The sequence below is a fragment of the Neorhizobium puerariae genome, assembly GCF_042429745.1.
GTDB classification, from domain to species: domain Bacteria; phylum Pseudomonadota; class Alphaproteobacteria; order Rhizobiales; family Rhizobiaceae; genus Neorhizobium; species Neorhizobium puerariae.
In genome coordinates this window covers 137,514-156,569 of record NZ_JBHMAA010000032.1, presented here as the reverse complement: position 1 = coordinate 156,569, position 19,056 = coordinate 137,514, and the positions used below count along the sequence as shown (strand labels likewise).

Annotated in this window: 21 protein-coding genes and 1 tRNA gene; 15 read left to right on the top strand and 7 right to left on the bottom strand. The window is 61.9% G+C overall.

The features are described 5' to 3' along the window. The first annotated feature begins 4 nt into the window (after positions 1–4). Both ACFFP0_RS25185 and ACFFP0_RS25180 read left to right on the top strand, forming a co-directional pair. Positions 5–646, top strand: a complete 642-nt coding sequence (locus tag ACFFP0_RS25185; protein ID WP_377264967.1) for a protein-L-isoaspartate(D-aspartate) O-methyltransferase — start codon at positions 5–7, stop codon at positions 644–646. Between the two features lie 160 nt (positions 647–806). Next, entirely contained in the window at positions 807–2,420 is a 1,614-nt protein-coding gene (locus ACFFP0_RS25180; RefSeq protein ID WP_377264966.1) for a peptidoglycan DD-metalloendopeptidase family protein, read from the top strand. A 162-nt stretch (positions 2,421–2,582) separates the two neighbouring features. Here ACFFP0_RS25180 and ACFFP0_RS25175 read toward each other — a convergent pair whose 3' ends face one another. Beyond that, positions 2,583–3,452, bottom strand: a complete 870-nt coding sequence (locus ACFFP0_RS25175; RefSeq protein ID WP_377264965.1) for an ATP-binding protein — start codon at positions 3,450–3,452, stop codon at positions 2,583–2,585. Positions 3,453–3,662: 210 nt separating this feature from the next. On the opposite strand from ACFFP0_RS25175, the gene yajC reads away from it, so the two are divergent. From yajC to ACFFP0_RS25155, 4 genes are all read left to right on the top strand, one after another. After that, positions 3,663–4,010 (top strand): preprotein translocase subunit YajC, encoded by a 348-nt coding sequence (gene yajC / locus ACFFP0_RS25170; RefSeq protein ID WP_377264964.1) that lies wholly within the window; start codon positions 3,663–3,665, stop codon positions 4,008–4,010. Between the two features lie 88 nt (positions 4,011–4,098). After that, entirely contained in the window at positions 4,099–4,485 is a 387-nt protein-coding gene (locus ACFFP0_RS25165) for an Mth938-like domain-containing protein (RefSeq protein WP_377264963.1), read from the top strand. A gap of 1 nt (position 4,486) precedes the next feature. Next, positions 4,487–5,341, top strand: coding sequence for a phytoene/squalene synthase family protein (locus ACFFP0_RS25160; RefSeq protein ID WP_377264962.1), 855 nt, complete (start codon positions 4,487–4,489; stop codon positions 5,339–5,341). 75 nt (positions 5,342–5,416) lie between these two features. Further along, on the top strand, positions 5,417–5,944 hold the full coding sequence (locus ACFFP0_RS25155; RefSeq protein ID WP_377264961.1) for a BRCT domain-containing protein: 528 nt from the start codon (positions 5,417–5,419) through the stop codon (positions 5,942–5,944). Here the strand turns inward: ACFFP0_RS25155 and trmFO are convergent. From trmFO to ACFFP0_RS25140, 3 genes are all read right to left on the bottom strand, one after another. Beyond that, positions 5,922–7,331 carry a methylenetetrahydrofolate--tRNA-(uracil(54)-C(5))-methyltransferase (FADH(2)-oxidizing) TrmFO gene (gene trmFO, locus ACFFP0_RS25150; protein WP_377264960.1) on the bottom strand — a complete coding sequence of 470 codons (1,410 nt, stop codon included), beginning with the start codon at positions 7,329–7,331 and terminating at the stop codon, positions 5,922–5,924. The two genes, ACFFP0_RS25155 and trmFO, sit on opposite strands and share 23 nt — an antisense overlap. Positions 7,332–7,482: 151 nt before the next feature. Continuing rightward, on the bottom strand, positions 7,483–7,626 hold the full coding sequence (locus tag ACFFP0_RS25145; protein WP_081952840.1) for a DUF1127 domain-containing protein: 144 nt from the start codon (positions 7,624–7,626) through the stop codon (positions 7,483–7,485). Positions 7,627–7,884: 258 nt separating this feature from the next. Beyond that, complete coding sequence (locus ACFFP0_RS25140) at positions 7,885–8,031, bottom strand: DUF1127 domain-containing protein (protein ID WP_377264959.1); 147 nt, start codon at positions 8,029–8,031, stop codon at positions 7,885–7,887. A gap of 728 nt (positions 8,032–8,759) precedes the next feature. Between ACFFP0_RS25140 and ACFFP0_RS25135 the strand changes: the two genes are divergently transcribed. The 6 genes from ACFFP0_RS25135 (at position 8,760) to ACFFP0_RS25110 (ending at position 13,809) form a co-directional block, all read left to right on the top strand. Beyond that, positions 8,760–8,844, top strand: a tRNA-Leu gene (locus ACFFP0_RS25135). A 148-nt stretch (positions 8,845–8,992) separates the two neighbouring features. Further along, positions 8,993–10,483 carry a trigger factor gene (gene tig, locus ACFFP0_RS25130; RefSeq protein ID WP_377264958.1) on the top strand — a complete coding sequence of 497 codons (1,491 nt, stop codon included), beginning with the start codon at positions 8,993–8,995 and terminating at the stop codon, positions 10,481–10,483. 81 nt (positions 10,484–10,564) lie between these two features. Continuing rightward, positions 10,565–12,187, top strand: coding sequence for an ABC-F family ATP-binding cassette domain-containing protein (locus ACFFP0_RS25125; protein WP_377264957.1), 1,623 nt, complete (start codon positions 10,565–10,567; stop codon positions 12,185–12,187). 460 nt (positions 12,188–12,647) lie between these two features. Further along, positions 12,648–13,034, top strand: a complete 387-nt coding sequence (locus tag ACFFP0_RS25120) for a hypothetical protein (protein ID WP_377264956.1) — start codon at positions 12,648–12,650, stop codon at positions 13,032–13,034. 182 nt (positions 13,035–13,216) lie between these two features. Continuing rightward, a complete protein-coding gene (locus ACFFP0_RS25115; protein WP_377264955.1) occupies positions 13,217–13,387 on the top strand; it encodes a hypothetical protein in 171 nt (56 codons plus the stop codon). A 209-nt stretch (positions 13,388–13,596) separates the two neighbouring features. After that, positions 13,597–13,809, top strand: coding sequence for a hypothetical protein (locus ACFFP0_RS25110; RefSeq protein ID WP_377264954.1), 213 nt, complete (start codon positions 13,597–13,599; stop codon positions 13,807–13,809). A 95-nt stretch (positions 13,810–13,904) separates the two neighbouring features. On the opposite strand, the gene ACFFP0_RS25105 is transcribed toward ACFFP0_RS25110, so the two are convergent. The 3 genes from ACFFP0_RS25105 to ACFFP0_RS25095 all read right to left on the bottom strand — a co-directional run bounded on the left by ACFFP0_RS25105 (position 13,905) and on the right by ACFFP0_RS25095 (position 16,443). After that, entirely contained in the window at positions 13,905–14,534 is a 630-nt protein-coding gene (locus tag ACFFP0_RS25105; RefSeq protein WP_377264953.1) for a glutathione S-transferase family protein, read from the bottom strand. Between the two features lie 179 nt (positions 14,535–14,713). Continuing rightward, positions 14,714–15,160 carry a GNAT family N-acetyltransferase gene (locus ACFFP0_RS25100; protein ID WP_377264952.1) on the bottom strand — a complete coding sequence of 149 codons (447 nt, stop codon included), beginning with the start codon at positions 15,158–15,160 and terminating at the stop codon, positions 14,714–14,716. Between the two features lie 68 nt (positions 15,161–15,228). Further along, a complete protein-coding gene (locus ACFFP0_RS25095; RefSeq protein ID WP_377264951.1) occupies positions 15,229–16,443 on the bottom strand; it encodes an NADP-dependent isocitrate dehydrogenase in 1,215 nt (404 codons plus the stop codon). A gap of 234 nt (positions 16,444–16,677) precedes the next feature. Between ACFFP0_RS25095 and ACFFP0_RS25090 the strand changes: the two genes are divergently transcribed. The 3 genes from ACFFP0_RS25090 (at position 16,678) to murI (ending at position 19,048) form a co-directional block, all read left to right on the top strand. Continuing rightward, positions 16,678–17,208: a hypothetical protein gene (locus tag ACFFP0_RS25090; RefSeq protein ID WP_377264950.1), complete on the top strand. Its 531-nt coding sequence runs from the start codon at positions 16,678–16,680 to the stop codon at positions 17,206–17,208. A 189-nt stretch (positions 17,209–17,397) separates the two neighbouring features. Beyond that, on the top strand, positions 17,398–18,264 hold the full coding sequence (locus tag ACFFP0_RS25085) for an RNA methyltransferase (RefSeq protein ID WP_377264949.1): 867 nt from the start codon (positions 17,398–17,400) through the stop codon (positions 18,262–18,264). Further along, positions 18,248–19,048 carry a glutamate racemase gene (murI, locus tag ACFFP0_RS25080; protein WP_377264948.1) on the top strand — a complete coding sequence of 267 codons (801 nt, stop codon included), beginning with the start codon at positions 18,248–18,250 and terminating at the stop codon, positions 19,046–19,048. The genes ACFFP0_RS25085 and murI overlap by 17 nt, the downstream gene beginning before the upstream one ends. The last annotated feature ends 8 nt before the right edge of the window (positions 19,049–19,056 follow it).

The following is a 19,056-nucleotide window of genomic DNA, read 5'->3' as shown; positions in this document are numbered from 1 at the left end:
GGGCATGGTCGAAAAAGAAGGTTTTGCCGCGCTCGTACTGCGCCTGCGGTCGGAAGGCATTTCCGACCTGGACCTTTTGACGGCTGTCGAGCAGACCCCGCGCTCGCAATTCGTGCCGGCGCCCTTTGCCGAAGACGCCTATTCCAGCCGCACGGTGCCGATCGAATGCGGGTCTTTCATGGAGGGCGCAGACCTGGTCGTGCGGCTGCTTCACCGCCTGCAGGTCAAGCCGGGGCACCGGGTGCTCGAAATCGGCACAGGCAGCGGATTTACCGCAGCGGTGATGGGACGCATCGCCGAGCGGGTTTTGACCATCGAGCGGTATCGCACGCTCGTCACCAGCGCCCAAAGCCGCGTGGATGCGCTGGGCCTGCGCAATGTCGTGGTGCGCCAGGCCGATGGCAGCAATGGCATGCCGGGCGAGGGAACCTTCGACCGGATTTTCGTGACGGCGGCGTTTTCGGCCCCGCCGCGCTTTTATGCCGAACAGCTGACCCATGGCGGCTCCATGGTCGCCCCGCTGATGATCGACGAAGAGAATTGCATGATGATGCGGCTGACCAAGACCGGCAGCCGATTCGAGCGGGAAGACCTCTTCGCCGTACCCTATCTGCCGATCGTCCCGCACATCGCGGCAGCCCTTTGATTATCGGACAGGGCTGTTTGTTCCATGACAAGGAAGCCTTCGGCGAGTCATGGTTATCAATTTGACAAAAAAATCGGAGCGGACCCCGCGCTTTAACCCGACGGTAAGACTAACGGGTTTTAATGACTTACACGATGGTTGCGTATCTGTAGGTCGAGTCATGCGTTTCAAGAGTTCTCCGAAAGCCGGAAAGTCCGTTGCCAAATTTGCCGTGGCGGCGCTTCTCGCCAGTGCGGCGACAGGGTGCAGTTCGGACGCGACGCGCTTCTCAGGCCTTTTCTCCAAATCCGATAACATAATGACGGCGTCCATTCCGCAGCGGCAGGGCGGCGGGGCCTATGGCCAGGTGCCGACGCCGCAGGCCGATCTGGGCAACGGTTCGGCCCTGCCTCCGATCCCGCAGAATGACTACGGTTCGCGCAACGCCGCGGCTCAGCCCTATCCCGGCAATTACGGCGGATATTCTTCTCCGGCCCGCGTCGCCTCGGCTCCGGCCTCCGTCCAGCGTTCCGAACTTGCCGCGCCGGGCAGCATGAGCCCCCCGCGCAGCGCGCCTGTCGCAGCCCGCGATCCCGCGACCCGTCAGGAAGCGCTGGCCCAGCCGTTCCCCGGTGGCCGGTCCGGCTCGCAGGCGCTTGTGCCTCCGTCCGCGGCGGCCAGGGCCGATAATCTCGTCACCGGCACTGTCAAGGCCCAGGTCAAGCCGATGTCCGGCTGGTCGACGGTCAACGCTCCGAAGGTTGCGTTGCGGCCGGGCGAGACCGTCTCGACGCTCTCCAGGCGCTACGGGGTTCCGGAAAAGGAAATCCTGAAGGCCAATGGCGGCGCGGTCGCTCCGGGCCAGGCCGTCATCATTCCGACCTTCGGCACCGCAGCCAATTCGGCCAAGACGGCCGCCGGTGAAATCGACCTGCAGAACAAGATGCCTGCTCCCGTCCGCGAGCCGGAGCAGAAAGTCGCCGTGCTGCCGTCGCCCGCCCGCGACAAGGCGGTCGCCGAGCCTGCGAAACTCACGCCTCCTGCCGGCGGCAAGCCGGTCGGCGACACCTATACGGTGAAGCCCGGCGACACGCTGACTAAGATCGCCCGCGAAACCGGCACGCCGGTCGAGCAACTCAAGGCCGCAAACAACCTGACCGCCGGCGGTATCCGCATCGGCCAGACGCTGAAGATCGGCAAGGGTGCGGCCGCGCCGGCTGCGGACATGGTCAAGACCGCTTCCATTCCGAAGCAGCCTGCCGATAAGCCGGCAGCTTCGCCGAAGCCGGCTGCTCCCGCCGCCGCTCCGGTGGTGCAGGCATCTGCTCCGGCAGCGGCAAAGCCGGTTGCCGAAACCGCGTCCGTGTCCGAGGTCGAGAAGAAGGCCGATGTCGCGGCCGTGGCTCCCCAGTCCACGGGCATCGGCAAATACCGCTGGCCCGTCAATGGCGCCGTCATCGCCGGTTACGGCCAGAATGTCGACGGAAACCGCAATGACGGCATCGATATTTCGGTTCCGGAAGGCACGCCGATCAAGGCGGCCGAAAACGGCGTGGTCATCTATGCCGGCAACGGCCTGAAGCAGCTCGGCAACACGGTTCTCGTCCGTCACGACGACGGCAGGGTTACGGTCTACGGCCATGCCGGCAACATCAACGTCACCCGCGGCCAGAAGGTCACCCGCGGCCAGACGCTCGCAGCGTCCGGCATGAGCGGCGACGCCAAGCGTCCGCAGGTGCATTTCGAGGTCCGCAAGGATGCGACCCCGGTCAACCCGATCACCTACCTTGAATAGAGTAGTGCGTCTCAAGGGGGATGAAGAAAAGCCCGGCAATGCCGGGCTTTTTTGCGTCAGGGCGTACCGCGTCCTTCAGGCCTGCCTGCTATGCTCAAGGCCTTTGTTCTTGCGCATGCCGTGGTCGTAAAACCGCACGACACTCTGCGCGACATGGTTCCACTACCTGTCCAGCGGCTTTCTGAGCCGTCCGGCGAGACCCTGGATATATTGCCAGGCGACACGCCCCGAACGTCCGCCGCGGGTCGTCGCCCATTCGAGAGCCTGCGTATGCAGTGTCTCCCGGTCCAGTCCCAGATCGAAATGGTCGGCGTAACCGTCGATCATCGTCAGGTAATCGTCCTGGCTGCATTTGTGGAAGCCGAGCCAGAGTCCGAAACGATCGGACAGCGACACCTTTTCCTCGACGGCTTCGGATGGATTGATGGCCGTCGACTGCTCGTTCTCGATCATGTTGCGGGGCAGGAGATGGCGCCGGTTGGACGTGGCGTAGAAGAGCACGTTGTCCGGCCGTCCTTCGATGCCGCCGTCGAGCGCCGCCTTCAATGATTTGTAGGCTGTGTCGTCGTGATCGAAGGAAAGATCGTCGCAGAAGACGATGACGCGATGGCCGGAAGATTTCAGGATCTCCAGAAGATCCGGCAGCGAGGAAATATCCTCGCGATGCACCTCGACAAGCTTCAGCGATACGCCGGTTGCCGCCCGCACATCCTCATGCACGGCCTTCACGAGCGAGGATTTTCCCATGCCCCGCGCGCCCCAGAGCAGCACGTTGTTGGCCGGAAAACCCTCGGTGAAGCGCAGGGTGTTCTCGTGCAGGATGTCGCGTACGTGATCCACGCCGCGGATCAGCTTCAAGGACACGCGGTTCGGGCGCGGCACGGGTTGGAGGCGCTGGCTCGCCGGCACCCATACGAAGCAATCGGCCGCATTCCAGTCGTTGACCGCGGGCGGCGGTCCGGCAAGTCGCTCCACCGCGTCCGCGAGCCTGCGGACCTCGGCCAGGATCAGGGCGTTCATCTCGTCGCTCATCGATTTTACCTCCGGTCTTTTCTCCGTAGCCCGCGCCGGCTGGCATGGCTTGGTAAGGCGGTAACATGTGGTTTTTCGTCTCAAAAGCCTGAGAGCCGTGGATTCGGTACGCCGAAAGGCTTGTTTCTGTTGCATTCCAGCCCGTCGCAACTATATTCCGGCGGCTTGAAACGGGGGCTTCGACGTCTCCGGTAATCTTAGGAGTTGTCGATGTTCATTACCGAAGCATTCGCCCAGGCCGAAGGCGCCGCCCCCGGAGCCTCCGCATTCGGCTCCGGCCTTGAAATGCTTTTCCTCTTCGCCCCGCTCATGGTGGTCTGGTATTTCTTCCTGATCCGCCCGCAACGCGCCCAGCAGAAGAAGCGGGCAGAGACGCTTGCCAATATCCGTCGCGGCGATCAGGTCGTGCTCGGCGGCGGCATCACCGGCAAGGTTACGAAAGTCGTCGACGACGCGGAACTGGAAATCGAAATCGCGGACGGCGTGAAGATCCGCGCCATGCGCGCCTATATCGCGGAAGTCCGCGTCAAGGGCGAACCGGTCAAGACCGAAGCCTGACCCCAGGGCGGGAACGTGCCTGTCGCGAACCCGTTGAGCAGAAGGGCCGGATCGTCCGGCCCGAAATTTTTCAAGAGAGCGTAACATCATGGCGAAAGGCATCGAAATCCGCGAAGCCCATTTTCCCGGTCGCGCTCCGATCGATGCCTATGGCAATGGCGGTTTCCGTTTCGCCGATATGTCGCATCGCGGTTCTCTTCTCTGCTTGCCGTCCGGAATCTACGGCTGGGATATCGAGGAGGGCGATCCGCTGACGGTCGAGGCTTTCTCCAGGGTGCTCGCCGAATCCGACGGGATCGAGGTGCTGCTGGTCGGAACCGGCCGGAATCTGAAGCCGATACCCGCCGATTTGAAGGCCGCGCTGAAGGGGCGGGGAATTGCGTCCGATCCCATGAGCACGGGTGCCGCGGTCCGCACGTTCAATATCATGCTTGCCGAATCGCGCGCCGTTGCGGTCGCCCTGATCGCGGTCTGAGATGGCTGGAGCTGCAAAAGAAACTGCCGATCTGTGTCTTGCGACGCTTCGGGAGACTGACCGCGACCGCTATCTCGCCTGCCTTCTTTCGCCGGAAGACAAGCGCGGCGCACTCGCCGCGCTTTATGCGTTCAATGCCGAGATTGCCCGTGTGCGTGATGTCGTGCGAGAACCGTTGCCCGGCGAAATCCGGCTGCAGTGGTGGCATGATCTGCTGGAGGGCAATTCCCCCGGCGACAGCGGCGGCAATCCGGTCGCAACCGGCCTGCTCGACGCGATCGGGGCGAACCGCCTGCCGAGACGGACGCTCATCGACATGATCGAGGCACGCACCTTCGATCTCTACGACGACCCGCTGGCCGACAGGAATGCGCTTGAAGGATATGCCGGAGAGACGGCATCGGCGCTGATCCAGCTTGCCAGCCTCGTCCTCAATCCTGACGATGCCGCGCATTCGGCGGAGGCCGCCGGCCATGCGGGCGTGGCGCAGTCGATTGCGGGGCTCCTGCTCCTCATGCCGGTCCATCGCCGCCGCCATCAACTCTACCTGCCGCTCGACATCCTCTCGGCGACCGGGCTTGATCGTGATACATTCCTTCGCGGCGAGGACAGGCAGCGCATCTCGGCCGCCGTCGAGGCCTTCGCGGGGCTTGGGCTCGAGCATCTGGCCAAGGCGCGAAAGGCCGGCCCCGCAAGGGCGTCCATATTGCCGGCCTTTCTGCCGGTGACGCTTGCGGAACCCGTCCTGCTCCGGGCGGCCAGGGCGGGTGCTGCGGTGCTCGACACGGCCCTGCAGCCGCCGCAATGGCGCCGGCAATTGCGGCTCCTCAAGGCTGCCGTCACGCGCCGTTTTTGAGAGACGCCAAATTCGCACAAGCCTCATGGGCTAAAGGGGCATCGGCAGAGATAGGCCCATCAAAGGAGAAGCGATGTGAGCCCCGTCATCGTCTGGTCGATCATCTTCGTGCTCCTGATGGGGCTCGCCTATTACGTGACCGGCCTGGTCAGCAGCGAACGTCCCGAGGGAAACCGCCACGATACCGGGCTGGCCATCCTCGAATTCGGCCGCGCGTTTCCGAACGAGGCGATTCGCAGCCTGCATGTGACCGCCGATGGCGAGGCGATTTTCGTGCGCCTGTACGGCAGCAAGGCCGGCTTCATGCGTAGCCAGCGCAACCATTACGCCTGCCACCTGATCGACCCCGGCCGGGCGCGCATCACGCCCCTGCCGGACGCAAAGGGTTTCAGCGTCGAGTTCCTGGATGCGCCGAGCCAGAACGGTACTTTCGTCTTCTCGACGGAGAAGGAAGCCGCCGAGGTTTCGCTCTGGCTGCTCGACAATTACGTCAGCGTTACCGATCGCGAGATCGGGGACCAGCCGGAAGCGCCCGATGCCTCGGAAGCGCCGGGTGGCGTGGAGGCCAAGGTCGAGGGCATCACCCCCGACCGAGCCAATTAGCGCAATCGGTCAATGCCCGCGCGGCGAGCAGTTGCCGCTTCATCACGGTCTTGTCCTTGCCGCGGAAGCGCTTGACGCCTTCCGGCTTGACGATCGAACCGGGCTCCAGCTCCGGAAACAGCCCGAAATTGATGTTCATCGGCTGGAACGAGCGCTTGCCCGGCTCGTCTTCCGAAACCAGGTGGCCGCCGGTGATATGTCCGAGCAGCGAGCCGAAGGCGGTCGTCGCCGGCGGCGGCGGGAGCGTTTCGCCCTTGCGCTCGGCGGCTGCGAAGCGGCCGGCCAGCAGCCCGATCGCCGCGCTCTCCACATAACCTTCGCAGCCGGTGATCTGGCCCGCGAACCTGAGGCCGGGCCTGCTTTTCAGTGTCAGGGTCCTGTCCAGCAGCACCGGCGAGTGGATATAGGTGTTGCGGTGCAGCCCGCCGAGGCGGGCGAATTCGGCGTTCTGCAGGCCGGGAATCAGGCGAAACACGTCGACCTGCGCCCCGTATTTCAGCTTCGTCTGAAAACCGACCATGTTGTAGAGCGTGCCGAGCGCATTGTCCTGACGCAGCTGCACGACGGCGTAGGCCTTGACGGTCGGATTGTGGGCGTTGGTCAGGCCCATCGGTTTCATCGGCCCGTGCCTGAGCGTCTCGCGCCCGCGTTCCGCCATCACCTCGATCGGCAGGCAACCGTCGAAATAGGGCGTGCCTTCCCATTCCTTGAAGCCGACCGTGTCGGCGGCGATCAGCGCGTCGACGAAGGCGTTGTACTGCGCTTCGTCCATCGGGCAGTTGATATAGTCCTTGCCGGTGCCGCCGGGGCCGACCTTGTCGTACCGTGACTGGTACCAGCAGATGTCCATGTCGATCGAATCGCGATGCACGATCGGTGCGATCGCATCGAAGAAGGCTAGCTGGTCCTCGCCGGTCTCGGCCTGGATCGCCGCCGCGAGCGATGGCGAGGTGAGGGGACCTGTCGCGACGATCGCCAGATCCCATTCCCTGGGCGGCAGGCCCTGCAATTCCTCGCGGACGACGGTGATCAGCGGATGTTTTTCGATCGCCCCGGTGACCGCTTCGGAGAAGCCGTCGCGATCGACGGCCAGCGCCCCGCCGGCCGGCACCTGGTTGCGGTCGGCGGAAGCCATGATCAGGGAATTGGCAAGACGCATTTCTGCATGGATGACGCCGACGGCATTTGCCGAGGCGTCGTCGGACCGGAACGAATTGGAGCAGACGAGCTCGGCAAGGCCGTCGGTCTTGTGGGCGTCGGTGCCGCGCACGCCGCGCATTTCATGGAGAATCACCGGCACGCCGGCCTCGGCCGCCTGCCATGCGGCCTCGGAGCCTGCGAGTCCGCCGCCGACGATATGAATGGGAGAGAGGGAATTATTGCTCATGGCCGGCTCAATATCACGCTGTGTGTCCGACCGGAATCAAAAAGGCACCTGAAAAGGTGCCTTTGATACGTCCTTGGATGTATTCCTGAGACTGCCGATCCCTCTCGCCGCAGCGGCCTGATGCCGCGCGGGTCCGCCTGCGAGAAGCGGATTAACGGAAGGAACGTGCCGCGATATGGCGGATGTCGTAACGGGTCAGACCGATATCGTTGAGCGCCTGGTTCGAAAGATTGCCAAGCTCGTTCATCGTGCGGCGGTAGCTGATCCAGTTCTTAGCGATGCGGATCGGGTTCATGGTTGTTTCCTCAAATCATCTTTGTCCTGATGCTCTATCGTCATCAGCGATGAGCGTCTTATACAGCCGCATAATAAAAAAGTGCAGTGCAAAAAGTGTGCGACTGCCATGCAAATGTGCAATGGGTTGGTGAAATATGCGGCTAAGCCTGAAAATCAGGCAGGTATTTCGGAAAGGACGGCCGTCATAGACCCAAACGAAAAGCGCCTCCCGAAGGAGGCGCTTTCAAAAGTCGCTGACGTGAATGAAGTCGACGGCTTAGTAGCCGACTGCCGTGCGGGCAACGCGGCGGATATCGGCGCGGCCGATGCCGAGGTCGCTGAGCTCACGGTCGGTCATGCGGCCGAGCTCGTTGACGGTTTCGCGGTACTTGCGCCAGGTGGTGATCTTCTGAGCGATGTTCATGGTCCTGTCCTTTTCTAGGCCTTGCCAGCAGCCCCTTCGGCGCTGACTTCGATCTCATGACCGCTAATATATGCTGCGCTGCAAAAATGAACAGCGCCCGTTTGGTATGCCACCTATGCATTTTGCGCATTGCGAAACGATTAACCATGGTATCCTTGGGTAAACGGTAGGCATATTTGCAGGGCTTTGTACCGCAAGGCAAAAAAATAACGCCCACCGGGGGAGGAGGTCCGGTGGGCGTCATTTGTAACGACTGGCGACTTGGGAGGAGGAGGATCGCCAGTCCCATCGGGACCGCGCTGGGAGGAGGAGTGCGCGGCCCGAATTTCTGTCACGGGAGACATCCCGAGGGCACTCTATTTTCGTGCAGGTGCCAGACTGCCCGAAACAGGGAGATCAGTCGGTTTCGATCAATCCCTGCATTTGCATAATATGAAATCGCATCCTCATTGTGCAGTGCAATATCTGAATGGATGGCATGCGACCCTTGCATGGCTCCATCGCGGGATGAGTTTAAATTTACACATTCTAATTTAACGACAGGTTAACCGCTTCCGTCTGCAAGGCCGGCATCGGCCCGGTTTTCCTTCTTTTGAAGGCGCCGGATTGCACTTTTCCGGAACTGCCAAGAAAGCGTCATTTTCCCTTTGCGTGTGCTGAAACGGGTGATATAGAGACGCGCGCTCCGGAAGGCCTCTGGCCACGAGGATTTTCGACGCGGTTGGGGCGCGGGTATGGTGAAATTGGTAGACACGCCAGATTTAGGTTCTGGTGCCGCAAGGCGTGGGAGTTCAAGTCTCTCTACCCGCACCAGAACCGCCGGGAGTGCGGTCCGAGCCGGTTTCGGCTTCCAAGGGACCGGCGCTCCTTGAAGCCGCGGCCGGTTTGAACAGTTCCGGCGATGTGCTCATGGAAACAAACGGCTGTCTGGGCACTGCCGCCACGATATGAAGGTTTGAAAATGCAGGTTACCGAAACGCTCGCTGAAGGGCTGAAGCGCGAAATCAAGGTCGTTATCCCGAAGCAGGATATGGAAGCGCAGCTCAACCTGCGCCTCGCCGACGCCAAGGACAAGGTCCGCATCAACGGTTTCCGTCCGGGCAAGGTCCCGGTCGCGCATCTGAAGAAGATGTACGGCAAGTCGATCATGGCTGACCTCGTCAACGAGATCGTTCGCGAGCGTCCGGGCCAGATCCTCTCTGAGCGCGGTGAGAAGTCGGCGACCCAGCCGTCGGTCGCCATGACCGAGGACGAGGCCGAAGCCGAGAAGATCCTCAACGCGCAGGTCGATTTCGAATTCACGCTCTCCTATGAAGTCATTCCGCCGATCGAGCTGAAGCCGACCAACGGCCTTTCCGTCGTGCGCGAGGTCGTCGAGGTCAGCGAGGACGAAGTCAACGAGCAGATCGAGAAGATCGCCGAAAGCGCCCGCACCTTCGAGACCAAGAAGGGCAAGGCTGCCGAGGGCGACCGCGTCACCATGAACTATCTTGGCAAGGTCGACGGCGAAGCCTTTGATGGTGGCGCTGCCGACGATGCCGAACTGGTTCTCGGCTCCGGCCGTTTCATCCCGGGCTTCGAAGACCAGCTCGTCGGCGTCAAGGCTGGTGACGAGAAGACGATCACCGTCACGTTCCCGGCCGATTACCCGGCTGCCAATCTCGCCGGCAAGGAAGCCGCCTTCGAGATCACCGTCAAGGACGTGGCCGCACCGGCTGCCATCGAGATCAATGACGAACTCGCCGAAAAGCTTGGCATCGAATCCGTCGATCGCCTCAAGGAGATCGTCCGCGGCCAGATCGAAAGCCAGTATGGCAACGTCACCCGCCAGAAGGTGAAGCGTCAGATCCTCGACCAGCTCGATGAGATGTACCAGTTCGACACCCCGCAGGGCCTCGTCGACGCGGAATTCGAAAACATCTGGCGCCAGATCAACACCGACCTCCAGCAGTCCGGCAAGACCTTCGAGGACGAAGACACGACGGAAGAGGATGCGCGCGCCGAATATCGCAAGCTCGCCGAGCGCCGCGTTCGCCTGGGTCTGGTTCTTTCCGAGATCGGTGAGAAGGCCGGTGTCGAGGTGACCGAAGAGGAAATGCAGCGGGCGCTTTACGCTCAGCTCCAGCAGTTCCCGGGCCAGCAGAAGGAAATCCTCGATTTCTTCCGCAACACCCCCGGTGCTTCCGCTTCGCTTCGCGCCCCGATCTTCGAAGAAAAGGTCGTCGACAAGCTGCTCTCCGAGATCAACGTCACCGACAAGACCGTGACGAAGGAAGAGCTGCTGGCTGAAGACGAGGACGGCGACGCCGCCGAGAAGCCGGCCAAGAAGAAGGCTGCGCCGAAGAAGGCTGCCGCCAAGGCCGAGGCTGCCGACGCCGGTGAAGGCGAAGAAGCCGCGCCGAAGAAGAAGGCTGCTCCGAAGAAGAAGGCCGCTGAAGACAGCGCCGAATAAGCTTCGCAGACAAGAGATAGAAAAGCCGGGTCGGCGACGATCCGGCTTTTTTGTTGCCATCCTCCACCAAAGTTCCGCCCCATGATCCGCATCGAGAACATCAGCAAGTCGAACAGCCACCGCATTCTCTATATCGAGGCGTCCGCGGCGCTGAATCGCGGCGAGAAGATCGGCCTCGTCGGCCCGAACGGCGCCGGCAAGACGACGCTCTTCCGGATGATCACCGGCCAGGAAATTCCCGACGAGGGCCAGGTCGCCACCGAGAAGAATGTGACGATCGGCTATTTCAACCAGGATGTCGGCGAGATGTCCGGCCGCAGCGCCGTCACCGAGGTGATGGACGGGGCGGGGCCGGTGAGTGAAGTCGCCGCCGAACTGCGCGATCTGGAAGCCGCGATGATCGATCCGGACCGCATGGACGAGATGGACACGATCATCGAGCGCTACGGCGAGGTGCAGGCGCGCTACGAGGAGCTCGACGGCTATGGGCTGGAGGGCCGCGCCCGCGAGGTGCTGGCAGGGCTCAGTTTCACCCAGGAGATGATGGACGGCGATGTCGGCAAGCTTTCCGGCGGCTGGAAGATGCGCGTCGCGCTCGCCCGTATTCTCCTCATGCGCCCCGATGTCATGCTGCTTGACGAGCCGAGCAACCACCTCGACCTTGAAAGCCTGATCTGGCTCGAGGCCTTCCTGAAGAACTACGACGGCGCGTTGCTGATGACCTCGCACGACCGCGAGTTCATGAACCGCATCGTCAACAAGATCATCGAGATCGATGCCGGTTCGCTCACCACCTATTCGGGCGATTACGGTTTTTATGAGCAGCAGCGTGCCCAGAACGAGAAGCAGCAGCAGGCGCAGTTCGAGCGCCAGCAGGCCATGCTCGCCAAGGAGATCAAGTTCATCGAGCGCTTCAAGGCGCGCGCCAGCCATGCAGCGCAGGTGCAGAGCCGGGTAAAGAAGCTCGACAAGATCGAACGCGTCGAGCCTCCGCGCCGCCGCCAGTCGGTGGCCTTCGAATTCCAGCAGGCGCCGCGCTCGGGCGAGGATGTGGTGAGCCTGAAGAACGTTCACAAGAAATATGGCAGCCGCCCGATCTATGAGGGGCTGGATTTCATGGTCCGCCGCAAGGAGCGCTGGTGCATCATGGGCGTCAATGGCGCAGGCAAATCGACGCTTTTGAAACTGGTGGCGGGTACGACCGAGCCGGACATGGGCAGCGTGACAGTGGGCGCCAGCGTCAAGATGGGCTATTTCGCCCAGCACGCCATGGATCTGCTCGACGGAGACCTCACCGTCTTCGAATGGCTGGAGGCGGAGTTTCCGCGCGCCGGGCAGGGGGCTTTGAGGACGCTCGCCGGCTGCTTCGGTTTTTCCGGCGACGACGTCGAGAAAAGGTGCCGGGTGCTTTCGGGCGGCGAGAAGGCGCGTCTCGTCATGGCGGCCATGCTCTTCGATCCGCCGAATTTCCTGGTCCTCGACGAGCCGACCAACCATCTCGACCTCGACACCAAGGAAATGCTGATCAAGGCATTGTCGGAATACGAGGGGACGATGCTGTTCGTCAGCCACGACCGGCATTTCCTGGCCGAACTCTCGAATCGCGTGCTGGAACTGACGCCGGACGGCATTCACCGGTATGACGGCGGTTATACCGAATATGTGGAGCGCACGGGTTACGAAGCGCCGGGGTTGCGGAGCTGAGCGGAAGAGCTATCCCCTCACTTGCAACTTCTGAAACTTGGCCTCGCTACGATTTCGACATTGCTTTCTCTCCCACAAGGGGAGGGATGCCGGCGCCGCGAACTCGGCACCCCACCTCTCCCTTGGCGGGAGAGATTGCAAAATCACGATCTTAGCTTCAGCCAAGTCACAGATTTTGTTGGTGAGAAGGCAGCTTTTGAGGGGTGCCGTTCCTCGCCCGGTTTCTTGCGGTGGTTTTCAAGGAACAGTCCGGAGAAGCGCATGAGGATGCGCTCTTTCATTTGCCTGACGGGTGGAACCCGTGTCTTCTGGCGAAATGTGACCCTCCGCAGGCCGATGACGATGTCTGTTCCAGGACTTTCTCGATTGATACCTGCAGGGTTAGGGAACTTGTTTTGCTATCGTTCATTTTTCTCTCGCTAGAATGGCGGTGTGCCTTGAATCTGGCGGAGCGAGAGAGATGAAAGCGAAACATATGGCTTTGCTGGCGGGGATGTCCGCCTTGTTTGTTGGGATGAGCATGCTGCCCGGGCCTGCCGTGGCCCAAGTGGTACAGTTCGACCTTGACGACGGCGGCGTACGCGTCATGCGGCCGGATGATTACGAGCGGCGATATTATCGTCGCGATGACCGTCGCGATGACTGGCGCGGAGAGCGGCGCTATAGTCGTCCGGGCTGCAGCCCCGGCCAGGCTTTGAATGCCGCTACGAGATATCTGTACGATCCGCGCATCAGGTCGGCGAACCGCAGATATTATTATATCGACGGATACGGCAAGAGCGGCCGCCGGCGTGGCCATCCCGACGATGTTCGGATTTCCACGGGCTTTGGTTGCGATCGCGTTTAAGCATGCGAATTTGCCGGAGGTATCGACCATGCATCTTGCCGTTCCCGGGTGGAGGCCAGCGGATGCGAGGTTTGTATCTTCCGGCAATTCCCGCTTGTCTTCGATAACCGCTACACATCCACACTCTCGCCACAGCAATTGCTCATGATTGTTTCTCCGATCGTTTCGAGAGGGAGGAATCCATGAGCAGAAACGCCATCATCGGGATCATCGTGGTCATCGTCGTCGTTCTGCTGGCGCTTTTCCTGTGGCCACGTCCGACGACCGCGCCGACTGGGACGGGGACTGCGCCAACCACGCCAGCACCTTCGACGCCGGCACCGGCTCCCGGTACGCCTGCGCCTTCGAACTGAAGTGCGGCCGGGGCGACCCCGGTCGTCTCGTTCAATGCGATACCGGACTGACGCGATGCTTCTGCCATTGAGGCCTGATCGCTTCCTGCCCGCGGGGTGGTGCGTGCTGCCTGCATGTCCACATACCCCCGCGGAACTTCCACGGGGTTTCTCCCGTTTATAGTGTCGGCGCCCCGTATCGGCGGACGGTGCGCGCCCGGGAGCGACACATGCCTCCTCTGATCAGTTACATGCTTGTCCGCATATCGATCGGGTTTACCCTGGGGGCCGCCGCTGCCGTGGCGATATTGGCGCAGGCGCCTGACTTTCCGGCGCTCTCCATGATCGGTTTGATCGCGATATGGCTGATGGTCTACGGTCTCGGCTCGATCTTCGGTCTCGGTTACCTCGCGACATCTCTTGCTTTCGATGCCGAGAAATAGGGCGTTGGCCCGGCGATCCGGGGGCTGTGGAAATCCTGCTTTCACAAGCAACGGAGACCGGGATTCATCACGAATCTTCAGTCGGTGGTAAAAAACTATCCGGCCTTCTGCAGTTCCGCGGCGGCGGCATTGTCCTTTTCGTTGGCGCGTTGGTAGGCATCGCGCAATGTGAGACGGCCGAAATACTGTTCGAAGGCCGGGCGCTTCTCGATCGTGCCGAACTGCAGGCCGTAACCGAGATGCGAGCCGACATAGACATCCGCCGCGGTGAACGTGTTCCCGGCGATATAGGCGCTGGTCCGCACCGCTTTTTCGAGCACGTCCATCACATCCTGGTAGGTGCCGTAGCCGATCATCCGCTCGCGTTCCTTCGGCACCTCGAAGCCGAGGACGCGATTGCTGACGGATGCCTCCAGCGGACCGGCAGCGAAGAAGAGCCAGCGGTAATAATCGGCGCGTTGCTCCGTCGGCGGAGCAAGGCCCGCTTCCGGGAAGGCATCCGCCAGATAGGCGCAGATCGCGGCGCATTCGGTTACGACGTGCTTGCCGTGCTTGACGGCCGGCACCTTGCCCATCGGATTGACGGCCTTGTAGGCATCGCCCTTCATCGTCGTGCCGAAATGAAGGATCTCGGTGCGATAGGGCACGCCGATCTCTTCCAGCATCCAGCGCGCGATGCGCCCGCGCGACATGGGATTGGTGTAGAGTACCAGTTCGTCCGTCATCGTGTTCTCCCTTGTTCCTGCGCCCGAAGGTCTACAGCATCGGCGCAGAAACCGGAATCGATTTTTGGAAGGCGCGATGCGTCGATCTAATAGAGGCGAATATTACTCGTGCGCCCGAAAGGATGTCCGGCGCTCCAGGGAGAGATCTTTGTTGGTCAAGCCAGTGGGCCGGATCGCCTTCAGAGCGGCTTGCGGTACTGGATGAAACCGGAATTCTGCGCGACGCGGTCGTAGAGGCGGCGGGCGGTGCCATTGCTTTCATGCGTCAGCCAGTAAAGCCGTCCGGCCTTGTTCTGCCGCGCCAGATCGGCGACGGCCTCGATCAGCGCCTCGCCGGTGCCCTTGCCGCGCTGGCCGGCGTCGACGTAGAGATCCTGGAGGTAGCAGGTCCAGTCCGGCAGCCAGCAGGAGCGATGGAAGATCGCGTGAACGATGCCGACCATCCGGCCGTTCCCGTTGAAGGCTCCGAAGGCATGCATCGGCTCCGCGGGATCGAGGAGCCGGCTCCAGGTGAGGTCATATTGCTCCTTCGGCAGCACGGTTTCGTAGAAACGAAGATAGGCCTCCCAGAGAGGTTCCCATTGGGCGCGGTCGGATGGTTCAAGCGGTCGGACGGTGTTCGTCATGACGGTCTCCGGAAAAGAAAACGGCGGGAGCCTGTCCCGCCGTTTCGGTTCTACAGCATTTCGAAAGCTCAGGCAGCCATGGCCTTCTGGAGGTTCTCGTCGATCTTGTCGAGGAAGGCGGTGGTGGAGAGCCAGGGCTGGTCGGGGCCAATGAGGAGAGCCAGGTCCTTGGTCATGAAGCCGGCTTCGACGGTGGCGACGCAGACTTCCTCGAGCGTCTGGGCGAACCTGGCGAGCTCGGCATTGTCGTCGAGCTTGGCGCGATGGGCGAGGCCGCGGGTCCAGGCGAAGATCGAGGCGATCGAATTCGTCGAGGTCTCCTGACCCTTCTGGTGCTGGCGGTAGTGGCGGGTGACGGTGCCGTGGGCGGCTTCCGCCTCGACCGTCTTGCCGTCCGGGGTGAGCAGGACCGAGGTCATCAGGCCGAGCGAGCCGAAGCCCTGCGCGACCGTGTCGGACTGGACGTCGCCATCGTAGTTCTTGCAGGCCCAGACGTAGCCGCCGGACCACTTCAGCGCGGAAGCGACCATGTCGTCGATCAGGCGGTGCTCGTAGGTGATGCCGATCTCGTCGAACTTCGCCTTGAACTCGGTCTGGTAGACTTCTTCGAAGATATCCTTGAAGCGTCCGTCATAGGCCTTGAGGATGGTGTTCTTGGTGGAGAGGTAGACCGGCCACTTGCGCATCAGGCCGTACATCATCGAGGCGCGGGCGAATTCGCGGATCGATTCGTCGAGGTTGTACATCGCCATGGCGACGCCGGCGCCCGGCGCGTTGAAGACTTCCTTCTCGATGACCTGGCCGTCCTCGCCGACGAACTTGATCGTCAACTTGCCCTTGCCCGGGAACTTGAAATCGGTGGCGCGGTACTGGTCGCCGAAGGCATGGCGGCCGACGACGATCGGCTTGGTCCAGCCCGGAACGAGGCGCGGCACGTTCTTGCAGATGATCGGCTCGCGGAAGATGACGCCGCCCAAGATGTTGCGGATCGTGCCGTTCGGGCTCTTCCACATTTCCTTGAGGTTGAATTCCTTCACGCGGGCTTCGTCCGGCGTGATCGTCGCGCATTTGATGCCGACGCCGTGCTTCTTGATGGCGTTGGCGGCGTCGATGGTGACCTGGTCGTTGGTGGCGTCGCGGTTTTCGACCGAGAGGTCGTAATATTCGATGTCCAGATCGAGATAGGGAAGGATCAGCTTGTCCTTGATGAGCTGCCAGATGATGCGGGTCATCTCGTCGCCGTCGAGATCGACGACCGGGTTTGCTACCTTGATCTTTTGCATGGAATTCCTCTTGAGACTGAAGGGATCGTGGATCCCGAGGGTGGACACCAGTGGGTGCGCTATAGCATCGACCGGCCGGAACGCAAAGGCGTCAAGCCTTCATAAAGCCAGCTTTTGCGTGATAATCAGCCCCGGTCTTCCGGCGATCGGGACGGTATGGGAGATTGCCCATTGCCAAATGCCAAACCCTGTTTAATGTCCGCTCCAAATCCCTCCAACGATCGGATCTTCTCCATGCGGACCATGCCGCTTGCCATCGCCTTTTCGCTGATCTCCACCTTCGCCGTGGCGGCCGACGCCACCGATCCCGTCAAGGAGGTGATGAAGGTTACGGAGGATAACTGGAACACCGTCGACAGCGAATGGAAGTATATCTTCGACGCCGATCCGCTGGCGCGTCTCTTCAGCAAGAAGTTCCAGGCGGCCTATGCGGAGGCCGCCAAGCACCCCGCCTACGAGACCGAGAACAACCAGCCGGGCGATCCCTTCGGTTATGACGTCGTCACCAGTTCCCAGGACGGCTGTCCGCTGAAGGACATAACGATGAACGCGGCGTCCGGCGCCAACGGCGTGACAGACGTGACCGTCACCTTCAAGATGTGGACCTGTGTCGAGGAGGCCGAGGTCAAGGACAGCGTCAACGAGCTGCATTTCGACGTGATCCAGGAAGGCGGCAAGCCGGTCATCGACGATATCCATCGGGTCGTGGACGACGAGCGGGATTCGGTCATCGAGGAAATGCAGTCGATCGCCAAGGGAGAATGAAAACAAGGGCGAATAAGGATCTGTTCGAATTGGACGGTCTTCCGCCGTGCGTCATATGAGCAGTCGCGAGCTCTTTGAAGGGATGCTCATGACATCTCGTTCCGCGTTCACCGGATACGTGAGCCACAATGTCCTTGCCCATATCGGGATCGCTGGCTATTTCCGCCGGACAATCATCGGAAAGGGACCATGTCAGGCACGAACAGCGAGCGCGAACTGATCGCCGAAGGACCGGCGATCATTCTGGTGGAGCCCCAGCTCGGCGAGAATATCGGCATGGTGGCGCGCGCCATGGCCAATTTCGGGCTGGCCGAGCTCAGGCTCGTCAATCCGCGTGACGGCTGGCCGAGCGAGAGGGCCCGTTCGGCCGCCTCCAAGGCCGACCACGTCATCGACGGGACCAAGGTCTACGAGACGCTGGAAGAGGCGATCGCCGACCTGAACTTCGTCTATGCGACGACCGCCCGCGAGCGCTACGGTTTCAAGCCGGTGCGTTCTCCGGTGACGGCAGCCGAAACTCTGCGCGGGAAATTCCGGGCGGGAGAACGGACCGGCATCCTCTTCGGGCGCGAGCGCTGGGGGCTGACCAACGAGGAAGTGGCGCTTGCCGACGAGATCGTCACATTTCCGGTGAACCCGGCCTTTGCCTCGCTCAACATCGCCCAGGCCGTGCTCCTCATGTCCTACGAATGGATGAAGTCCGGCATGGGCGATCTGTCCGGGACGCTATTCCAGCCCGTCGAACAGCGGCCTTCGACCAAGGAGCAGGTGCTCGGCCTCTTCAAGCATCTGGAGGAGGCGCTCGACGCCCGCAACTATTTTCATCCGCCCGCGAAAAAGCCCAAAATGATCGACAATCTCCGTGCCGTCATCTCGCGGCGGGGATTCACGGAACAGGAGATCAGCGTGTTCCGTGGCGTCATCAATTCGCTCGACCGCTTTCCGCGACAATGGCGCAAAAGCGGGGGGCCGAAGAAGGAAGGCCCGAAACAGGAAAAGGGCGGCGAGGCCCGGGGGGCTTCAGGGGAGAATGCGGGGAATGTCGCAGAAGAATGAGCTGAAGCCGGTGCTGATGTTCGATTCGGGCATCGGCGGGCTGACGGTGCTGCGCGAGGCGCGCGTGCTGATCCCCGAACGGGGCTTCATCTACGTGGCCGACGACGCCGGCTTTCCCTATGGCGGCTGGGAGGAGGCGGCGCTGAAGCAGCGCATTCTTTCGCTCTTCGAAAAGCTGCTGGACGACCATGATCCCGAAGTCTGCGTCATTGCCTGCAACACGGCCTTCACCCTGGCCGGTGCCGACCTGCGGGAGGCTTTTCCGCACATGACCTTTGTCGGCACCGTGCCGGCGATCAAGCCGGCGGCCGAGCGCACCCGTTCCGGTCTCGTCTCCGTGCTGGCGACCCCCGGCACTGTGAAACGCGCCTATACCCGCGATCTCATCCAGTCCTTCGCGACCCAATGCCATGTGCGGCTTGTCGGCTCGGAAAACCTCGCCCGCATGGCCGAGGCCTATATCCGCGGGGAAACGATTGCCGACGAGGCGGTGATGGCCGAGATCGCCCCGTGCTTCATCGAAAAGGATGGCCGGAAGACCGATATCGTCGTGCTCGCCTGCACGCATTATCCCTTCATGGCCAATGTTTTCCGGCGCCTTGCCCCGTGGCCGGTAGACTGGCTCGATCCGGCCGAGGCGATCGCCCGCCAGGCGCGGAGAAAGGTGCCGCTGGTCGAAGAAGCGGAGCATCCGGACAACTACGATTTCGCCGTCTTCACCTCCGGCAATCCGGATTTCGCAACGCGTCGGCTGATGCAGGGTTTCGGGCTCGACGTGGCTTAACGCCACGA